We start from the raw sequence: 17,602 nt of genomic DNA, 5'->3' as shown, positions 1-17,602 counted from the left end.
AATGTATACGCCCGAGGAGGCGAACCCCTTTGAGTACGGGATCCGGAGCAGACTCCGCCCCCGCACCGACTTCCACCCACGAGAGCAAGCCCGGCGGGACCTTCTCGTCGCTGAAGATCCGTAACTACCGCCTGTTCGCCACGGGCGCCGTGATCTCCAACACCGGTACCTGGATGTCCCGCATCACGCAGGACTGGCTCGTCCTGAGCCTCACCGGATCCGCCGCCGCCGTCGGCATCACCACGGCCCTCCAGTTCCTTCCGATGCTTCTCTTCGGCCTGTACGGCGGCGTCATCGCCGACCGTCTCCCGAAGCGGAAGCTTCTCATCGTCAGCCAGGCGGCGCTCGGCCTGTGCGGGATCGCCCTCGCGGTGCTCACGCTCTCCGGTGTCGTCCAGGTATGGCACGTCTACCTCATCGCGTTCCTGCTCGGCATGGTGACGGTCGTCGACAACCCGGCCCGCCAGTCGTTCGTCTCGGAGATGGTCGGCCCCGCCCAGCTGCGGAACGCGGTCAGCCTCAACTCGGCGAACTTCCAGTCCGCCCGCCTCATCGGCCCCGCGGTCGCCGGTGTCCTGATCACCACGGTCGGCAGCGGCTGGGCGTTCATGTTCAACGGCCTGTCCTTCGCGGCCCCGCTCATCGGCCTGATGCTGATGCGTACGAGCGAGCTGCACAAGACCACCGTGGTGCCACGCGCCAAGGGACAGCTGCGGGAGGGACTGCGCTACGTCTCCGGCCGCCCCGAGCTGATCTGGCCGATCGTCCTGGTCGGCTTCGTCGGCACGTTCGGTTTCAACTTCCCGATCTGGCTCACGGCCTTCGCGGACGAGATCTTCCACGGCGGCGCCGGGATGTACTCGTTCTTCAACATCCTCATGGCGGCCGGTTCCCTCGCGGGCGCCCTGCTCGCCGCCCGCCGCCGCTCCTCGCGGCTGCGGATGCTGGTGGCCGCGGGCACGGTGTTCGGTCTGCTGGAGATCATCGCGTCCCTGTCGCCGTCCGTCTGGTTCTTCGCGATCCTGCTGGTCCCCATCGGCATGATCGGCCTGACGACCAACATCAGCGCGAACACGAGCGTCCAGATGGCCGCCGACCCGGCGATGCGCGGCCGGGTCATGAGCCTGTACATGATGGTCTTCGCCGGGGGTACGCCGGTGGGCGCCCCGATCGTCGGCTGGATCAGCGACGCCTACGGGGTCCGTACGGGCATGGCGGTCGGCGGAGCGTTCTCGCTGGTCGCCGCGGTCGGCGTCGGCCTCATGCTGGCCCGCGTCGGCGGCCTCCGCCTCCGGGTCGACCTCCGACCGGGCCGCCCGCACGTGCGGTTCGTCCCGCGCGAGGAGCTGGCCACGGCGGCCTGAGGGCCTTCAGCGGCACATGGCACGGCCCCGACCGGTATCGGTATCCACCGCTCGGGGCCGTGCCATGTGCCGCCGGCCGCGTCGGCCACGGGGAACCCGCGGGTCTCCGGAGCCAGATCCGTGCCGCTCCTACCCGCTGCCGCACAGGCGCGGACAGCCGCGCGGGACAACGGTGCGCACGGGCCCCCGGACACGCCGTCACGATGCGACACTCGGCCCATGAGCAGCCTCAGACTCTTTGTCGCCGTTCTGCCGCCCGCCCCCGTCCTCCAGGAACTGCACCGGGCCGTCGCCCCGCTGCACACCCTGCCCGGTGCCGGGAACCTGCGCTGGACCGGTAGGACCGGCCGGCACTTCACGCTCGCGTTCCTCGGCTCCGTGGACGAGGAACTGCTGCCCGAACTGCGTGCGCGCCTCGCCCGAGTGGCCCGCCGCACCGAGCCCTTCCCGCTGCGCCTCCACGGTGGCGGCCGGTTCGGCGGCCGGGCGCTGTGGGCCGGGGCCGCGGGCGGGCTCGACACCATGCGGCTCCTTGCCGAACGCGCCGACGCCGCCGCCCGCCGCGCCGGCATCCCGATGGAGGAGCACCGCCGCTACAGCGCGCACCTGACCCTCGCCCGCAGCCGCACCCAAACCGACCTGCGCCCCTACGTCGCGGCCCTCGAAGACTTCGAGGGCACCCCGTGGGAGGTCGGCGAGGTCGCCCTCGTGCGCAGCAACCTGCCGGTCTCCGGGGTAGTGGGGGAGCGGCCCCGGTACGAGGTGATCGGATCCTGGTCACTGGGCCACTGAGCGCGGCGGTTACGCTCGAAGGGTGGATCCGAAGACCAGAAACCGCATCATGGCGGCCGTGCTCGTGCTGATGTTCATCGTCGTCGCCGTGGCAGCCGCCGTCGGTCAGTGACGCGTACAGTCCCCGCCGGAGGGTGACGCACACGGCCCCCCGCCGACGGCTGCTGCACGGCAAGGCCGTCCTACCGTTCCGGGCAGGCTCACCGCCGTGTCGACGAATGGACTGGTGTCGCCCTGGGTCCGATCCGGCACGCGCTGCTCAGGAAGCGTTGAGTTCTGCACGTTGCATGAGCATCCACAGTTCGGTGTACTTTCCACCGGATACCAGGAGTTCGTCGTGCGTGCCGAACTCCGTGAGACGGCCGCGGTGCAGCACCGCGATACGGTCGGCGTTGCGAATGGTGGAGAGCCTGTGGGCAATGGTGATCACCGTGCGGCCCTCGGACACGCGATCGAGTGACTGCTGGATATCATGCTCGGTCTTGCTGTCCAGGGCGCTGGTTGCTTCGTCGAATATCAATACCGGCGCGTCGCGCAACAGCGCGCGTGCAATGGCAAGCCGCTGTTTTTCTCCTCCGGAGAACTGATGGCCCTGCTCGCCGACCGTGGTGTCGTAGCCGTCAGGCAATTCGGATATACGGGCGTGGATGTGTGCGGCCCGGCAGGCTTCCACCAATTCCCAGCTCTCTGCATCGTGCTTGGCGATCCTCAGATTCTCGGCGATGCTCGCATGGATGAGATAGGGGTCTTGAGACACGACGGCGACCGCATCCGACAGGGTTTCGAACGTCAGATCCCGCAGGTCCTTTGTGTCCAACGTGATCCTGCCTCGCGTCGGATCGTACAGCCGGGCCAACAGCTGGACCACGGTCGACTTCCCCGATCCCGTCTCGCCTGCAATGGCGATACGACTGCCGGCCGGAATGTCCAGAGATATCCCCTGGAGAGCAGGTTCGGAATCGGCGGAGTAGTGGAAATCGACATCGTGCAGACCGATGGACCCATTAATCTTGGCCCTGGGCACGGAGATGGCAGTCGGTTTCTCCTTGATTTCGGGGTCCTGATCCAAGTACTCGAAAATCCTGGTGAACAGCGCCATGCTGCTCTGCAACTGGACACCGAGCTGTGCAAGCGACATGGTGGGCCCGAGCAGTGAGTTCTGAAGAGTCACAAAGGCGACGAGGGTTCCGATCGAAAGAGAAGAATTATCGTACGCTGCGCCGAGTCCGGCACCCCAGTAGAGGAAAACGGACAGGGAGGTCATCAGGATGGACAGTTGAGCGATTCGCCAGCGTCCTGTCACTGCTGATCGGATGTCGAGGTCAGTCAGCTCGGCGGAGTGTCTGGAGAATTTCTCGACCAACGCGGCGGACTGTCCCATGGTCCGCCCCAGGATGACGCCATCCACGGACAGCGATTCCTCCACATGTGAGGTGAGGCTCGCCATCTTCTCTTGACGTTTCTGCGTGATCTGTCTGCGTACTCTGCCCACGCTTATGCTTGCAAAAGCCACTACCGGCAGCAATGCGAGGGAGATGCAGGCAAGCCGCCAGTCGAGAGCAAACATTGCCACGGTGGTGGCAAGCAGTGTCGTTATGCAGCTGACGGTGGCAGCAGCAGTGTTCGTCACGAACGACTGTACGCCGCCGATGTCGTTGGCTATACGGGACTGAACCTCACCGGCATGTGTCTTGATGAAAAATCTCAGGGAGAGGCTTTGTAGATGGCTGTAGACAGAAACGCGTAAATCGTTGATTACTCGCTGCCCCATAGTGGTTGATATCCATGCCTGCCAGACCTGCAAGGATTCTGTGACCGTGATGGCTGCGAGCATGCTGACGGCAAGTATCGACAGCAATACCGGGCGCTTCTGTGGAATAGCGACATCGATTATTTCACGTATGAGGAAGGGGGAACTCAACGAGATCAATGAAGCGATGACGATAATGCCGGCCACGGTGAAAAGACGTGATCTGTAGGGAGAGAAGAGTGCGATGATTCTTCGCGTCTCTGCCGGGTTGAACGCCATACGAGTCCCAATCTACGGAGAGGGTGGTGAACCAGAACGGCAGTTGCTCCGGACCATGGAAGTGTGCTCGCCCGCCACGATGGGCCGCAGTGCACATCGTGGCGTCCAGCGGGACTACCGCCCCGGCGGCCGTGCCCGCTTCCCGGAACGGTTCACCCACCGCACCGGCCTTGCACCGTCCGCCCGGCCACCGCGGTGGCCCCCACGTCTGCTGCGAGCCGCAAGAGAATCGAGTGAGTGCCTGATGGGCAGTCAGACAGTGAGGAGGGCCGCCCCCCATTCCATGGTCGGGGTTTCTCCTCGCGCATACGACTCCAAGGCGAGGCCCACGCCCGTGACTCCGTCGAGGAATCCAGGGAAGTCCGCCTCTCCGTGCGCCCCTTCCACCGAGAAACGCAGCCCGAACGCGCTGTCCGTATCGAAGGATTCGGAGATTCGGACCACGATGTCGTCGAGGATCTGCGATACCTCGGGGCAGTCCTCTTCGAAGAACTGAAGCAGGTAGAGAGCCCCTGCCCAACCGTGGCAGGCCGAGGCATCGTGCATGACCCAGTCGGTGTGAGGGACACTCAGCTGGGAAGCCACCGAACTCACTGCCAGTTCTGACCAGCTCCGACGTCCGAGCGCGCGTCCAGCCAGTTGCAGGGCGCGCGACACCCCCGGCGAGCCGTAGCACCATGAGGGGCGTTTTCTGCCCCACGGGCCCACTTCACCGGCTCGCCACTCGTCGAAGCTCACCCACCCGGGCCAGAAGACTCCGTGCTCGTCCTGGAGGCTCCAGTCGACGAGGAGTCCGACGAGCTTCTCGATGGCCCTCTGCTGTCCGTCGACGGCAATGCCGGCCGACCATGACAGGGACAACAAGGCCAGGGGGCCCGCGATCCCGTGGGCCAGGCCCAGATTGAGATGACCGTCCGAACCGAACGGCAAGGCCCTCTCGGGATCAGCGGCCGGCGGCACCAGCGACCAATACCCAGGCACCCGGGAGCCGCCGTGCTCCACATCGGACGCCATCTGCACCAGAGTGGCAAGAACGCCTTCCAATTCCTCGCGCATGCCGTCCTGTCGGATGAGCAGGTATCGCCCGATGCCGGTCAGACCAGATAGCACATCGAATTCTTGGAAGCTTCGACAAGGGCCTTCGCCAACCATGGCTCGCATGGATTCGGAAACGAACTGCACATGTTCGTCAAGTTTCTCGACGGCCTGGACGTAACCACCGGTGGCGCGGTGCGCGATCCAGGTGGCAAAGGCCAATGAGCCGACATCGTTGTACAGACCGGGAACTCGCTCGGCACTGTGGAGAGACTTTAGTGATGCAGTGAGGTATGTGTGAGTGTATGACGCACTGCCGGGGTCCCGTGCGATACGGCTGCTGAAGAGAAGAGAGATTCCGGGAAGTCCTGAACCGAGCGAGAGTGGATACCATTTCTGGCTCTCCGGAAGCAACTCCTCGGGCGCCCAGACCTGATCATGTACCTTGGCGGGGTCTGTGAGCCTCTCGGCGATACGATCGGAAATGCGGAGGGCTTCTGATGCGTACTTACGATTCACGTGCCTTTTCCTTCACTAGAACTCGGGACGTCTTCTCCAGAAGCGTCAGGGTCCTTCGCTCGTGTTGAGCGTCTATGCCGAAAAGGCGGTTGTGCTGCATATGGAGAAGGCCAAGAAGTGCTGCATTCTGGGAATCCGCGTCACGCAGCTTGTTCTGGGAACAGAGAATGTGCTCTCCATACTCCTGTGCCACCGTGGAGCTGCCCCAAAAGGGCCGGAGTGCGCCGACGCCGGTGATCTCGGCGAGCCGCTGAGCCGTACCCTTGGGGCGTATGAGCCCGGTGGACATGGCGATGAATTCACGAGAGACGGAAATGTGGTCGTGATTCGGAGGTGCGATATTCGTTGCCCAGTCGCACCAGTCCCAATCCCCTAGGGATTCCAGGAGGGTTGCATAGTTGGCGACCAGGAGGACCTCTGAGGGGACCTCCTCTTTATTGAACTGCAATTGCGCGAGTGCCGACTGACTGTCGATACAGAAAAGTTGCTCCGCCGGGACAATCGCTTCGAGGCCACCGTACCGCGATACCTCGGGCTCGTAGGAGCCCAGTTGCATATCTCGTAGCAATCCAGCGCTCTTCATCGTCTGTGCATGACGGAACAATATGGGAAGAACATTCTGGTAGATCTTTTCGGGGTCGCCGTGGAAGCGAATGCGTACATGCGGATCCGGGTCGGCGTATCTGATGAAGAACCATCGGTCGATGGAATCTGCGACATCACGTACGAGTGCCGGCACAAAGGCTGAGAGAAGTTCATTCTGAGCGGACTCGGAAGAGTAGAGCTTCGCGAAGATCCATTCCCCACCTGGGAGATGTACGGTGTCCTCGAGGACGGCCGGCATGGTGAAGTTGCCCGAACGTTCATCGTCCTTCACCCGTCGGGGGAGGAGTGGAACGATGAATTCATTGCTCCGACCGTGAATCCAGCCAAATTCGCGGTGGCTGGAGTTTCCGTCCTCTGAGACCCTGGCTTCAGGGTTTCTGGCGAGCTCACGTCTCAATATTTCCTGCTGGAAGGTGCTGCGGAGGTCGATTCCGTACACCCGGTCGTATGTAGTGACATTGATTCGATCGGGGATATCAAATTTTTCACGCCAGCTTTCGAGCGAAACCCTCCAGGATTTCTGGGTGGTAGCTGCTTGCTGCAACTTTGTGCCGACGTTCCACTGCAAAGGAGAGGCTATGGTTCTTCCGAAGCGTACTCGTGGCAACTGAGGGGAATGCTCCAGTGCCGACCAGTTCCAGGGCTGCCACATTTTGGGTTCGCCGCCGTACCGGAACTCTGCAAGGAACCGCGCGATGTTGGGTGCCTGATCGCGTACGTTGAGCATGTGCGGGAGAACCGGGGTGACTTCCTGTCCGGTCTTCTGCCAGTACAGGCGCAGGCGGTGTCCGTCATCTGCCACGCAGAGGTCACGCCAGTCGATGTTCGACGGATCCGCTGGATCATGAAATGTGCCCAGGTGGAGTTTGTGATGCGCGATGGCCGGAACCTGGACGAGATTGAAGTACCGAGGTGTCCTGGGCAGAAAGATCACTTGGGCCGTGATCGCCTCGGGGTCCGGTGCGGCCATGAGCTTCGCCAGCTCGTTCGCGCTTTTGGTGATGCCCGCGAAACGGCCGCTCGTAGCCCCGGCGGTGACACTTCCTGTCAGCGGCGTGGCAAGGAGTTCAAAAACTCCGGAGTTGAGGGCTTCCAGGTCGCGCGAGAGCACCTGGAAGCTCAATTCCATCGCGGTAGGTGCATGCGAGGGCTGGTTCCCCGAGAGATCAAGGATGTCCTGACGGCTGAGACATATTTCCCGGGAATCGGAATCGAGACCCTGCTGCAGAAGCGATGCCAGTTTCTCTTCGCGACTGGCGTTCCTGTCGGGGTGAAGTTTATTGACAGTCCGATGTGACACCGGGTTCTGGTAGGTTGCCGGGAAGCCCAGCCCTGAATGAGGATCGGTCAGTTTTTGTACAGGGACGGATCGTCCCGTACCGTATCTTTCAAGAAATGCTTTTCGGTATTCGTTCCAATGAGAGTCGGGGACGCTCTCGGGTGCGATGGACCACATTGCCGATGCGTAGGCCTCGGCTTCGTCCAATACAGACCTGGGCAATGTGATCGCCAGACGGGAAAGCAGATCCACCTGAACGGGCGGATGGCTGTTTTCCCCGAGGGTGTGGACAAGGTTGAGAACTCCTTGCCAACTCTCGATGCCGTCCCCCGGAGCAAGTCCGGCGTATGAGTCCAAGGATTTTTTGATGGCAGCCATGTGAGGCGATGCACCGGAGTCCGGTCCGAGCGTGGTCATCGCACTGTGCAGGGGCGTGTCGTTCGGATGTGCGGGGGCGAACGAAGTCAGCAGCAGTTCATGCTGGATGAGCCCGGCCATGATGTTGTCGATCTGTTCGCGCGCGGATTCACCGAACATCTCGGCTGCCTCGGTCAACAGGGCGGAGTAGGCCACCGCGTCGCACGTTCTTGACTGAAGCCAAGAAATGACCTTGGTATTGCGTACCGAAAACTCGCTGTTGCGACGCGGGTTGTTGGTCGGGCCCTCTTGGCCGATTCCGAGGCGTGGAAACGGAAGTATCATGCGGGTTCCGCGGGTGAAGCACAGGTTGTTGAACGTGACATGGACCCGATGTCGTGTTTCCGGATCCTCCAGCCATTTCATGATCATTGTGTGGAGCCAGCCGCTGTCCAGTCTGGCGAATTTTTGTTCCGGAACCTTCGGGCCGACTTTCCCTGTCGTGTCGACCGATGCTCTGGTGACACCCGCGAACAGGCCGAACGGCGTCGTGCGCCCCGTCATGCGGAGCATATAGCGCGTCAGGGAAACAGCCGAACTCATCAGCTTCTTCCGTCTTACGGGCAGACCGCCGGTGATGCGTTCGACCGTTTCGAAGAGTGAGGTGCTGGAAACTGCGATGCCTTCGCGGAGGACGGGGTCCTTCATGAGGAGCCCGATGTACTGGATCAATTCGGCATCTGTCGCATCCGAACCACCGAGTACATCCGGGCTCACGAATTCGAAGTCCTCGCGGGATCGCGAAGAGACTCGACACATGACAGGTTCTCGGGCTGCGTAGATGTTCTCCGGTTCCATTACCTCATCCTCACGCGCTTCATCCGACAATAAAAGGTCTCCTGCCGGGCATGTGCATTGCCGGCAGGAGACCCCGTTACCCTGCTAGCAGCAAGACCTGCACATGGCGAGAAGCGAGCAGGAGTGTGTGGCGCCGCTCAGCGTGGGGTTGCAGTTGACGGTTCCGCAGTCCTGGCCCGTCGTCATCATGGGCTTGGTGTCTTCCGAAATGGACGCACCAGGGATGATCTGAATGTCGAGTTCCAGCTCACTGAGCTCGATGGTCTCGGCGTCGTTTTCCAGAAGCATGGAATTACCCATGGGGAACCTCACTTTCAGTTAGTGGTACGGGTGCCTTCTGTGCGGCGGGCAATCACCGCAGTTGGACGGTGTCACGCCGAAGAGGACGGTTCCTTGCACGTTCCTTGAAGCAGTCGTTCAAGGAATCTGCAAGATTCTCGATATCCTGTTCTGAAACCGTCCTTGTTTCGTCAGTATTTCGCCATCTCGCCATTTCGCCGCTCCGGCAGGAGACAGCCCTTAGGGAGTTCTTCGAGGTCGTGGGAATCGGCCTCATGCGTTGTAATATCTGCCCAAAAATTCGCCCGTAGCCGCTCAAAACCTCAGCGCGACGGAGTCACGACGAAGTGCGGATTTCGAGGCCACGGCAGGCAGGTAGTTCCGGGCTTGGACTCCGCAGTGGTCTGGTCCGGCAGAACCACCTGACCTACCATGATCGTTCGAGCGGAAGCATCGCGGCGTCTTCGTTCCCGCGGTGACGGCAGGGGGTCGCGTGAGATTTCAGCTACTGGGCCCCGTGGTGGGTTACTCGGGAGAGCAGCGGATTGATCTCGGTTCCGCCAAGCAGCGGTGTGTGCTGGCCGCCCTGCTGCTCGACGCGGGACGCGTCGTACCCATCGAGCAGCTGATCCATCGGGTCTGGGGCGAGGATCCGCCCCGTACCGTTCGGTCCACCTTGTACAGCTATATCACCCGAATCCGGACCGCCTTACGTGACCTGGGAGGGCAGGCGGCCGGACTGAACGTTGTGCGGCATGCCGGCGGTTACGTGCTGGAAGCCGGTCGCGAGCGCATCGACGTACACCGCTTCCGACGCCTCATCGAAGCTGCCCGGGTCGTTGATGACGACGGTGAAGCAAGCGGCCTCCTGCACGCTGCCCTCGAATTGTGGCAGGACGAGGCCCTCTCCGGGCTCACCGGTGCCTGGGCCGAGGGCATCCGCACACGGCTGGATGCCGAGCGGGTCGCTGCGGCCTTGCAGTACAACGACATCCGGATCGGATTGGGAGAGGGCGAGGAAGTCCTGCCGGAGCTCCGCAGCCTGATGGCTCTCAGTCCGCTGGACGAACGGCTGGCCGGCCAGCTGGTCACCGCCCTCTACCAGGCAGGGCGTCAGGTGGAGGCTCTCGAAGCCTACGAGGAGATCCGCGACCGGCTTGTCAGTGAACTCGGCATCGATCCCAACCCCGACCTGCAGGCACTGCACCGCCAGGTACTGGCGGCGGCCCCGGCGCTGAAGGGCACGAGCAGTCGTGAACCGGCGCTCCTCACCACGGTCCCCCGCCAGTTGCCGGCGCGGCCGACTCCTTTCGTCGGCCGTGATCGCGAACTCTCGCTCCTGGACGAGATGGTGAGCGAGACATCGGAATCCGAGGACGCCGCAGTGGTGGCAGTCATCGGAGGTATGGGCGGTGTGGGCAAGACCTGGTTGGCGATGCGTTGGGCATACCGGAACCTCAGCCGGTTTCCCGACGGACAGCTCCATATCGACCTGCGAGGATTCGACCCTATCGAGGACCCGGTCTCGCCGGCCACGGCGCTCCGGGGGCTTCTCGATGCCCTGGGCGTCCCGCCCGCCGCGATTCCGGCTGGTGTGGATTCACAGACGGGCCTGTACCGATCCCTGGCCGCCGGAAAACGCATGCTCATCGTGCTGGACAACGCTCGCGACACGGCACAGGTGGCTCCCTTGCTGCCTGGAGGTCCGCACTGCATCACGCTGATCACCAGCCGCAACGCATTGGCGGGGCTGCACACCACCTGCCGGACGCGTTGCCTCGCACTGGGAGCATTCACGGACGAGGATGCGCGCCGACTGCTGGCCGAGCGGCTGGGCTTCGAAAGGCTCGACAACGAGACGGATGCCGTTGCCGCGTTTCTCTCGCACAGCGCCGGCCTGCCCCTTGCACTGAGCATCCTGGCGACCAGGGTCGCCTCTCATCCCGAATTCCCGCTGGCGGTGCTTGCCAAGGAGCTTCACAGCGAGGCGACGCGGCTCGACGCACTGGGTACCGGCGAGCTCTCTGCCGATCTGCGCGCGGTATTCGCCTCCTCCCGATCGGCCCTCGACCAGGAAGCGGCCAGGATGTTCGATCTGCTCGGGTTGGTCCCGAGCCCCGACATCAGTCTTCACGCGGCCGCGGCACTTGCGGACCTGCCTCCGCCCCGTGCCCGTGTGCTGCTGCACCGGCTCGGCGCCGTCCATCTGGTCCAGCAACAGACCCCCGGACGATATGGCATGCACGATCTCATCCGGCTCTTCGCGGTGGAACGCGGTCGCACTACGCTGGCCGCCGCTGTCAGGGACTCCGCGCTGAAGCGACTGGCCGACTCCTGCCTCCGTACCGCGCACCGGGCCGATCGGTTGCTCAGCCCGCACCGGCAGCCGATGAGGCTGCCGGTGCCGGAGACGGACGGGCCCTTTGACGTGGTCCACGATGCGTCCGTGGTCCACGATGCGTCGACCGCACTGGCGTGGTTCGAGGCCGAGCAGGCCTCGATCGCGGATATTCAGGTACTTGCCGCGAAGCGTGGATGGCACGAGCTGGTCTGGCAGTTGGCGTGGGTCTCGGAACCCTTCCGTCTTCGGCAAGGCCGCTACCGGGACAACCTCGGCGCGTGGCAGCTGGCACTCGAGGCCGCCGAGCATCTCCGGGATCCGAATGTGTCCGCCCACACGCTTCGTTTTGCCGGCCGTGCCTTCGCGATGGCGGGTGAGTACACCGAAGTCGAAGCACACCCGTCCTGAGGCCTGTCCGCAGAGTCGGTGGGCCACAGCCGGATGCGGGCGGTGGTGACCACGGCCCGGTGGTGCACGGCGCTTTTGCCGAAGGGGTGGCGAGGGCCCGGTTCTGCTTGAGCGCGTTCGAGGACCCGTTCCGGCGGGGCCTGCTGCGTGTCGCCCGCGCGACGAGTGGGACGCAGCTGGGCCGGCTCACGAAGACGCTGAAGGAGCTCGAAGCGCAGCTCCGGGGCGGGTACGGAACGGCCCGCCGTCCTCGCGCCCCCGATGGTGCGGAGACGGGGCGGATGGCGGCCCGTGCGAAGGGGCCGCCCCCTTGCGGGCACCGCTCGGCTCCGGCCGGTACGCGGCGGCCCGTGAGGTGAGGTCAGACCGCCCTCACCAGGCGAACGCCTCCGGCGACGGTCCCGGACCCGGGAAGATCTCGTCGAGCGACGCCAGCAGCTCCGCGGAGAGGTCCAGCTCCAGCGCCCGCAGCGCCGAGTCCAGCTGCTCCTGGTTGCGCGGTCCGACGATCGGCCCCGTCACTCCCGGCCGCGCCAGCAGCCACGCCAGGCCGACCTCGCCCGGCTCCAGGCCGTGCTTGTCGAGCAGGTCCTCATACGCCTGGATCTTCTCGCGCTGCGCCGAATCCTTCAGTGCGTCCGCACTGCGGCCGGAGGCCGAACGGCCCGCCGCCCCCTCGCGCTCCTTCTTCAGCACACCGCCCAGCAGGCCACCGTGCAGCGGGGACCACGGGATGACACCGAGGCCGTACTCCTGCGCGGCCGGGATGACCTCCATCTCGGCGCGGCGCTCCATCAGGTTGTAGATGCACTGCTCGCTGACCAGGCCCAGCGAGCCGCGCCGGGCGGCCAGCTCATTGGCCTGGGCGATCTTGTAACCGGCGAAGTTCGACGAACCCGCGTAGAGGATCTTGCCCTGCTGGACCAGGACGTCGATCGCCTGCCAGATCTCCTCGAAGGGGGTGTTCCGGTCGACGTGGTGGAACTGGTAGAGGTCGATGTAGTCCGTCTGGAGCCGCTTCAGCGACGCCTCGACCGAGCGCCGGATGTTCAGGGCGGAGAGCTTGTCGTGGTTGGGCCAGGCCTCGCCGTCGGCGCCCATGTTCGCGTACATCTTGGTGGCCAGGACCACCTTGTCGCGGCGTTCACCGCCGTTGGCGAACCAGGTGCCGATGATCTCCTCGGTACGGCCTTTGTTCTCGCCCCAGCCGTAAACATTTGCCGTGTCGAAGAAGTTCAGACCGGTGTCCAGCGCCGCGTCCATGATGGCGTGGCTGTCGGCCTCATTGGTCTGCGGGCCGAAGTTCATGGTGCCGAGGACGAGGCGGCTGACCTTGAGTCCGGTGCGTCCGAGCTGCGTGTACTCCATGGGTACCAAGCCAACGCCTTCGAGTCCGCTCGAAGCAAGAGCGACCTCGAACGCGCCCTGCCCCCGGCGGAGTGCCGGGGGCAGGGCGTCATGCGAGGTCGTGACGCGGCCGAATGTCTCAGGCGGTCACTTCAGATACACGATGCCGTCGGTGGTGACCGTCGGGCGGCCGGACGTGGCCACGACGACGATCTTGACGGTGTGCTTGGCGCTGCTCGACCAGCTCTTCGTCCACAGCGCGTCGCGGTACTTGGTGGTGCTGGACTTCAGATCCACCGTGGACACCTTGACCCCGTCCACATAGACGTACATCTGGCCGGAGGTGGCAGCCCGCGAGGCCACCAGGGCGACCGAGCGGCCGGTGAACGTCCAGCTCAGGCTCGCGCCCTTGGACGAGCTGGAGTACGACTTGCCGCCGAGGTAGCTGGTCGAGGACTTCGTCGCCCAGGTGCCGGTCTTCGTCGCCGAGCTCTCCTGGACGATGACCGGCGTGCCGGAGACCGATGCGGCGGCGGTGTTGCCCGCCTGGTCGTACGCGGTCATACCCCAGCTGGTCGCCACCCCCGACTTCGCGGTGTGCGAGGCGCTGGTGGTCGTCGGGCCGTAGGTCTTGGCGACCGGGGCGGTGAGCCTGACCTCCTTGAGCGCGGCGGCGTCGGTGGCCTTCCAACTCAGGGTGACCGGGACGGCCGTGGTGTTCACCGTGCCGGTGCGCAGGGCCAGGTTCGGCTTGGTGGTGAAGGCGGGTGCCGTCTGGTCGGCGACCACGGTGGCGGCAGCGGACGTGGTGACCTTGCCCGACTGATGGGTGGCGCGGACCTGGACCGTGTGGGAGCCGACGGCGAGCGTGGCCTTGGCGGAGGTGGCGGTGGCCGCCGTGGTGGCGACGGACTTGCCGTCGACCAGCAGCTCGTACTTGGCGATGAACGCGCCCGGGGTGGTCGCCGACCAGCCCACGGTGACCGCGGACTTGGTGTAGTACGTCGTGCCCGAGAGCCCGGCGCCGGTCACCGACTTGATGGCCAGTCCGGTGACGGGGCCCGCGGCGAGGCTGCGGATCGCGGGCAGCTGCCCGTACAGCTGGGTACCGGGGCACTCGGTCGCGAAGCCGTCGCGGTGGCCGGAGATCTGTTTGAAGGAGTACTGCGTACCGGCGGTGAACTTGGTGCCGGCGAGGTTGTTGCCGGTGGCGCCCGCGGTGAGCATGGTGCTGCCCGCCGGGTCGCCCTTGTACTGGCCGAGCTTCCATGCGGCGATCCGGGCCACCGAGGTGGTCACCGCGCTCGGGGCCGCCGAGTCCGTGTATGTGCCGATGACGGCGATGCCGGCCGTCTGCCGGTTGAAGCCGTAGGTGTGCGCACCGAAGACCGGCCGGTCCACCCCGCCCTTACGGCCCTCGAAGATCGTCCCGCACTTGTCGACCAGGAAGTTGTAGCCGAGGTCCTTCCAGCCGTTGCTCTTGACGTGGTACGCGTACACGCTGCGCACTACGGCGGCGGAGTCGGCGCACGAGTAGGTGTTGGTCTGGGCGGTGTGGTGGACGAAGACGGCCTTGACGGTGTCGGTGTACTCCGGCGCCTCCGGGCTGATCGACTCGTCGGCGCCCCAGCCCGCACGCGAGGTGATGGGCGGCTTGGGCGCGGTCGACGGCGGTGCGGGCGGCAGAGTATCGGTCGGGGACGCACTCACGGACGCCGAGGGGCTCGGGCTCGTCGGGGGAGTGGGCTGGTTCGTGGCCGAACCGGTCGGGCTCGGTGGCGCCGGGGCGGACGGTGTGGCCTCGGCGGGCGGTTCCGTGCTGCCGCTCGGCGTGGGCGGCTCGGTTGCGGCCGGGTCCGACGGGTCGGCGGAGGGGTCGGTCGTGGCATCGGCTGCGGGGATGTCGGCGGCGAACGCGGCCGGGTCCGCGTTCAGAGTGCCGCTGCGGCCCGGGTCCACGGTGTCCAGCCGCAGCCCCGCGGGCAGTTTGGCGGAGATCTTGCCGCCCGCGTTGATCCGTACCTCGACACCGTTGGAGGGGCCCACCCAGCGCGGCTCGGTGCTCCCGCGTACGCCGGACCGGCCGGTCTCCGTACGCCCGTCGATATCGGTTTCGAGCGGCAGCCAGGACGTCCAGTTCCCGTTGGCGGCGGACCTGGTCCGTACCTCCACGGCTCCGGTGACCTTGGCCGCCGGGTCGGTCCAGGTGATGCCCAGCATGCTGAACGGTTTGGTGTCCCGCTTGCCGAGGGCGGCTGAGGTGCCGTCGTCGGCGACCTTCAGCGCGGTCGCGCGCACATCGGCCTCGGGCGGGCCGGACTTGGCATCGGCGGGTGCGGAGGGATTGCCCGTCACCCCTTCGAAGACCAGGACACCCGCTACGGCGGAGGCGGCCACGGCAGCCGTGGCCCAGATTCTCTTCTTCGTTCTCAAGTCGTACCCCACGGATGGTTTCGGACATCGGTTTCGTCAGGTGCTGCGTCCGGCGACAGCACTGGCTCATGACGAGACCAGTGGGGGGTACGAGTGCTACCGCGTTTGCAGCGGAGGCATAGCTTGCCATGCCACTGCGACGAATGGATCCCCTACCCCCGCCTCTGCCGCCATCGGTCGCCACGGATTCCGTTTCCGTTCACTTCCGGGCAAACCGGTCCAGCGCCGCCAGCACCGCCCTGCTCGTCGCCGGACCGCCCAGATGCCCCGCACCGTCGATCACGGTCAGTTCCGCTTCCGGCCACGCCTTCGTCAGCTCCCACGCGGTGATCAGCGGCCCGCCCAGGTCGAACCGTCCGTGCACCAGCACGCCCGGAATCCCCGCCAGCCGCCCCGCGTTCCGGATCAGCTGCCCCTCCTCCAGCCAGGCGCCGTGGGAGAAGTAGTGCGAGCAGATCCGCACCAGCGCCTGCCGGGCCCGGCAGGGGCGCCCGCTGTACGGCGACGGTCCGGTGTACGCCTCCTGGGAAAGCACCGCGTCCTCCCAGGCGCACCAGTCGGCCGTCGCCTTCTCCCGCACCTCGGCGTCGGGGCTCTCCATCCGCCGGGCGTACGCGGCGAGGACGTCCGGGGTCGAATCGCTCCCGGCCTCCGGCACACCGGCCCGGAACAGCTCCCACGCCTCGGGGAAGATCTGCCCGGCGCCCCGGTACAGCCAGTCGATCTCGGAGCGCCGGGTCGTCGTGACGGCCGCGATCACGATCTCGGAGACCCGCTCGGGGTGCTGCTCGGCGTACGCGAGGATCAGCGTCGAGCCCCAGGACCCGCCGTACAGCAGCCACGTGTCGATCCCGAGGTGGCGGCGCAGCCGCTCCATGTCGGCGATCAGCCGGTCGGTCGTGTTGTACCGCAGGTCGGCGGCCGGGTCGCTCGCGTGCGGGGTGGAGCGGCCGCAGCCCCGCTGGTCGAAGAGGACGACGCGGTAGCGGTCCGGGTCGAAGTACTGCCGGGGCCGCTCCGTGCACCCCGAGCCGGGACCGCCGTGCACGACGAGTGCGGGTTTGCCCTCCGGGTTGCCGCACACCTCCCAGTACACGAGGTTGCCTTCTCCGACATCGAGCATGCCGTGGTCGTACGGTTCGACCGGCGGGTACTTCTCGTCGGGCTCGCGGTCCATGGCGTGGGGCTCCCTCGGTTCGGCGGGCAAAGAGGTCAGCCTAGGACGGGCGTAGCCTGGCCGCTGTGAATTCCGTACCCCGGGTACTGGCCGTACTCGACGAGCTGCTGACCGCCGCCGCCCCCGCCGACCGTGGCGCGCTGTGGCAACTGGCCGAGCAGGCACGTGAGTTGGACGCCAATCTGGTACGTCTCCCGCCGGGCGCGGAGGTCGGTGAGCATCAGGAGGACGTCCTGGACGTCCTTCTCGTCGTCGTTGCGGGCAGCGGCCGGGTGGTCGTCGGGGGCGACGCGCTGCGGCTGACCCCGACCACCGTCGTCTGGCTGCCCCGCACCTCCCGGCGTGCTCTCGCGGCGGGGCCGGAGGGGCTGGCGTATGTGACCGTCCACCGGCGTCGCCCCGGCCTGTCCATCACATCCCCGGCCGCGGTGCCCCCGCCGGCGTACGAGGGCGGCGAGGCGCCCTGCACGCTGGACCGGGTCTGCCCCGCGTGCGGCCGGCTCTCGCAGGACCCGGAGCCGGTGTTCTGCAGCCGGTGCGGGGAGCGGTTCGCGGACCGCTGAGCCACGACGTCCGGGCGGTCGGGCGGCGGGCCGGGCCGGCCGGAGCGCTCACAGTGCCCCTCACCGCACCCCTCGCCCCGTGCGTCTTCCCGGCATTCCGTTGTGCGCTGCACCCCTCACCCCCGTTATGTTTTTCGCGGTCCTGCAAGAGGGCCGCTGGCCTCCGGGCCCGGCATGACTGTTGCCCCCTGTCGAACGGATGACCTGGGGGGTGG

Annotated in this window: 11 protein-coding genes; 4 read left to right on the top strand and 7 right to left on the bottom strand. The window is 65.7% G+C overall.

Annotated features, from left to right (window positions below):
• The first annotated feature begins 29 nt into the window (after nt 1–29).
• Both ACF08M_RS37895 and thpR read left to right on the top strand, forming a co-directional pair.
• Nucleotides 30–1,364, top strand: coding sequence for an MFS transporter (locus ACF08M_RS37895; RefSeq protein ID WP_392189854.1), 1,335 nt, complete (start codon nt 30–32; stop codon nt 1,362–1,364).
• Between the two features lie 219 nt (nt 1,365–1,583).
• The gene (gene thpR, locus ACF08M_RS37890) at nt 1,584–2,156 is read left to right on the top strand and encodes an RNA 2',3'-cyclic phosphodiesterase (protein ID WP_392189853.1); all 573 of its coding nucleotides are present in this window, start codon (nt 1,584–1,586) and stop codon (nt 2,154–2,156) included.
• A 259-nt stretch (nt 2,157–2,415) separates the two neighbouring features.
• Here the strand turns inward: thpR and ACF08M_RS37885 are convergent, their stop codons facing one another.
• The 4 genes from ACF08M_RS37885 to ACF08M_RS37870 all read right to left on the bottom strand — a co-directional run bounded on the left by ACF08M_RS37885 (nt 2,416) and on the right by ACF08M_RS37870 (nt 9,127).
• Complete coding sequence (locus tag ACF08M_RS37885) at nt 2,416–4,185, bottom strand: ABC transporter ATP-binding protein (RefSeq protein WP_392189852.1); 1,770 nt, start codon at nt 4,183–4,185, stop codon at nt 2,416–2,418.
• 252 nt (nt 4,186–4,437) lie between these two features.
• Nucleotides 4,438–5,739 carry a lanthionine synthetase C family protein gene (locus tag ACF08M_RS37880; protein ID WP_392189851.1) on the bottom strand — a complete coding sequence of 434 codons (1,302 nt, stop codon included), beginning with the start codon at nt 5,737–5,739 and terminating at the stop codon, nt 4,438–4,440.
• The gene (locus ACF08M_RS37875) at nt 5,729–8,758 is read right to left on the bottom strand and encodes a lantibiotic dehydratase (RefSeq protein WP_392189850.1); all 3,030 of its coding nucleotides are present in this window, start codon (nt 8,756–8,758) and stop codon (nt 5,729–5,731) included. Before ACF08M_RS37875 ends, ACF08M_RS37880 begins: the two co-directional genes overlap by 11 nt.
• Nucleotides 8,759–8,923: 165 nt before the next feature.
• A complete protein-coding gene (locus ACF08M_RS37870) occupies nt 8,924–9,127 on the bottom strand; it encodes a hypothetical protein (protein ID WP_392189849.1) in 204 nt (67 codons plus the stop codon).
• A 508-nt stretch (nt 9,128–9,635) separates the two neighbouring features.
• On the opposite strand from ACF08M_RS37870, the gene ACF08M_RS37865 reads away from it, so the two are divergent.
• Nucleotides 9,636–11,867, top strand: coding sequence for a BTAD domain-containing putative transcriptional regulator (locus ACF08M_RS37865; RefSeq protein ID WP_392189848.1), 2,232 nt, complete (start codon nt 9,636–9,638; stop codon nt 11,865–11,867).
• Nucleotides 11,868–12,239: 372 nt separating this feature from the next.
• On the opposite strand, the gene ACF08M_RS37860 is transcribed toward ACF08M_RS37865, so the two are convergent.
• The 3 genes from ACF08M_RS37860 to pip all read right to left on the bottom strand — a co-directional run bounded on the left by ACF08M_RS37860 (nt 12,240) and on the right by pip (nt 16,824).
• Complete coding sequence (locus ACF08M_RS37860; RefSeq protein ID WP_392189847.1) at nt 12,240–13,235, bottom strand: aldo/keto reductase; 996 nt, start codon at nt 13,233–13,235, stop codon at nt 12,240–12,242.
• A 126-nt stretch (nt 13,236–13,361) separates the two neighbouring features.
• Nucleotides 13,362–15,647 (bottom strand): peptidoglycan recognition protein, encoded by a 2,286-nt coding sequence (locus tag ACF08M_RS37855; protein ID WP_392189846.1) that lies wholly within the window; start codon nt 15,645–15,647, stop codon nt 13,362–13,364.
• Between the two features lie 199 nt (nt 15,648–15,846).
• Nucleotides 15,847–16,824: a prolyl aminopeptidase gene (gene pip / locus ACF08M_RS37850; RefSeq protein WP_392189845.1), complete on the bottom strand. Its 978-nt coding sequence runs from the start codon at nt 16,822–16,824 to the stop codon at nt 15,847–15,849.
• A gap of 65 nt (nt 16,825–16,889) precedes the next feature.
• Here pip and ACF08M_RS37845 point away from each other — a divergent pair, with 65 nt between their 5' ends.
• Entirely contained in the window at nt 16,890–17,387 is a 498-nt protein-coding gene (locus ACF08M_RS37845) for a hypothetical protein (RefSeq protein WP_392189844.1), read from the top strand.
• Nucleotides 17,388–17,602: the final 215 nt, after the last annotated feature.

The organism is Streptomyces sp. NPDC015032, assembly GCF_043080425.1.
Lineage (GTDB): Bacteria > Actinomycetota > Actinomycetes > Streptomycetales > Streptomycetaceae > Streptomyces.
This window is presented reverse-complemented; position numbering and strand designations above follow the sequence as displayed.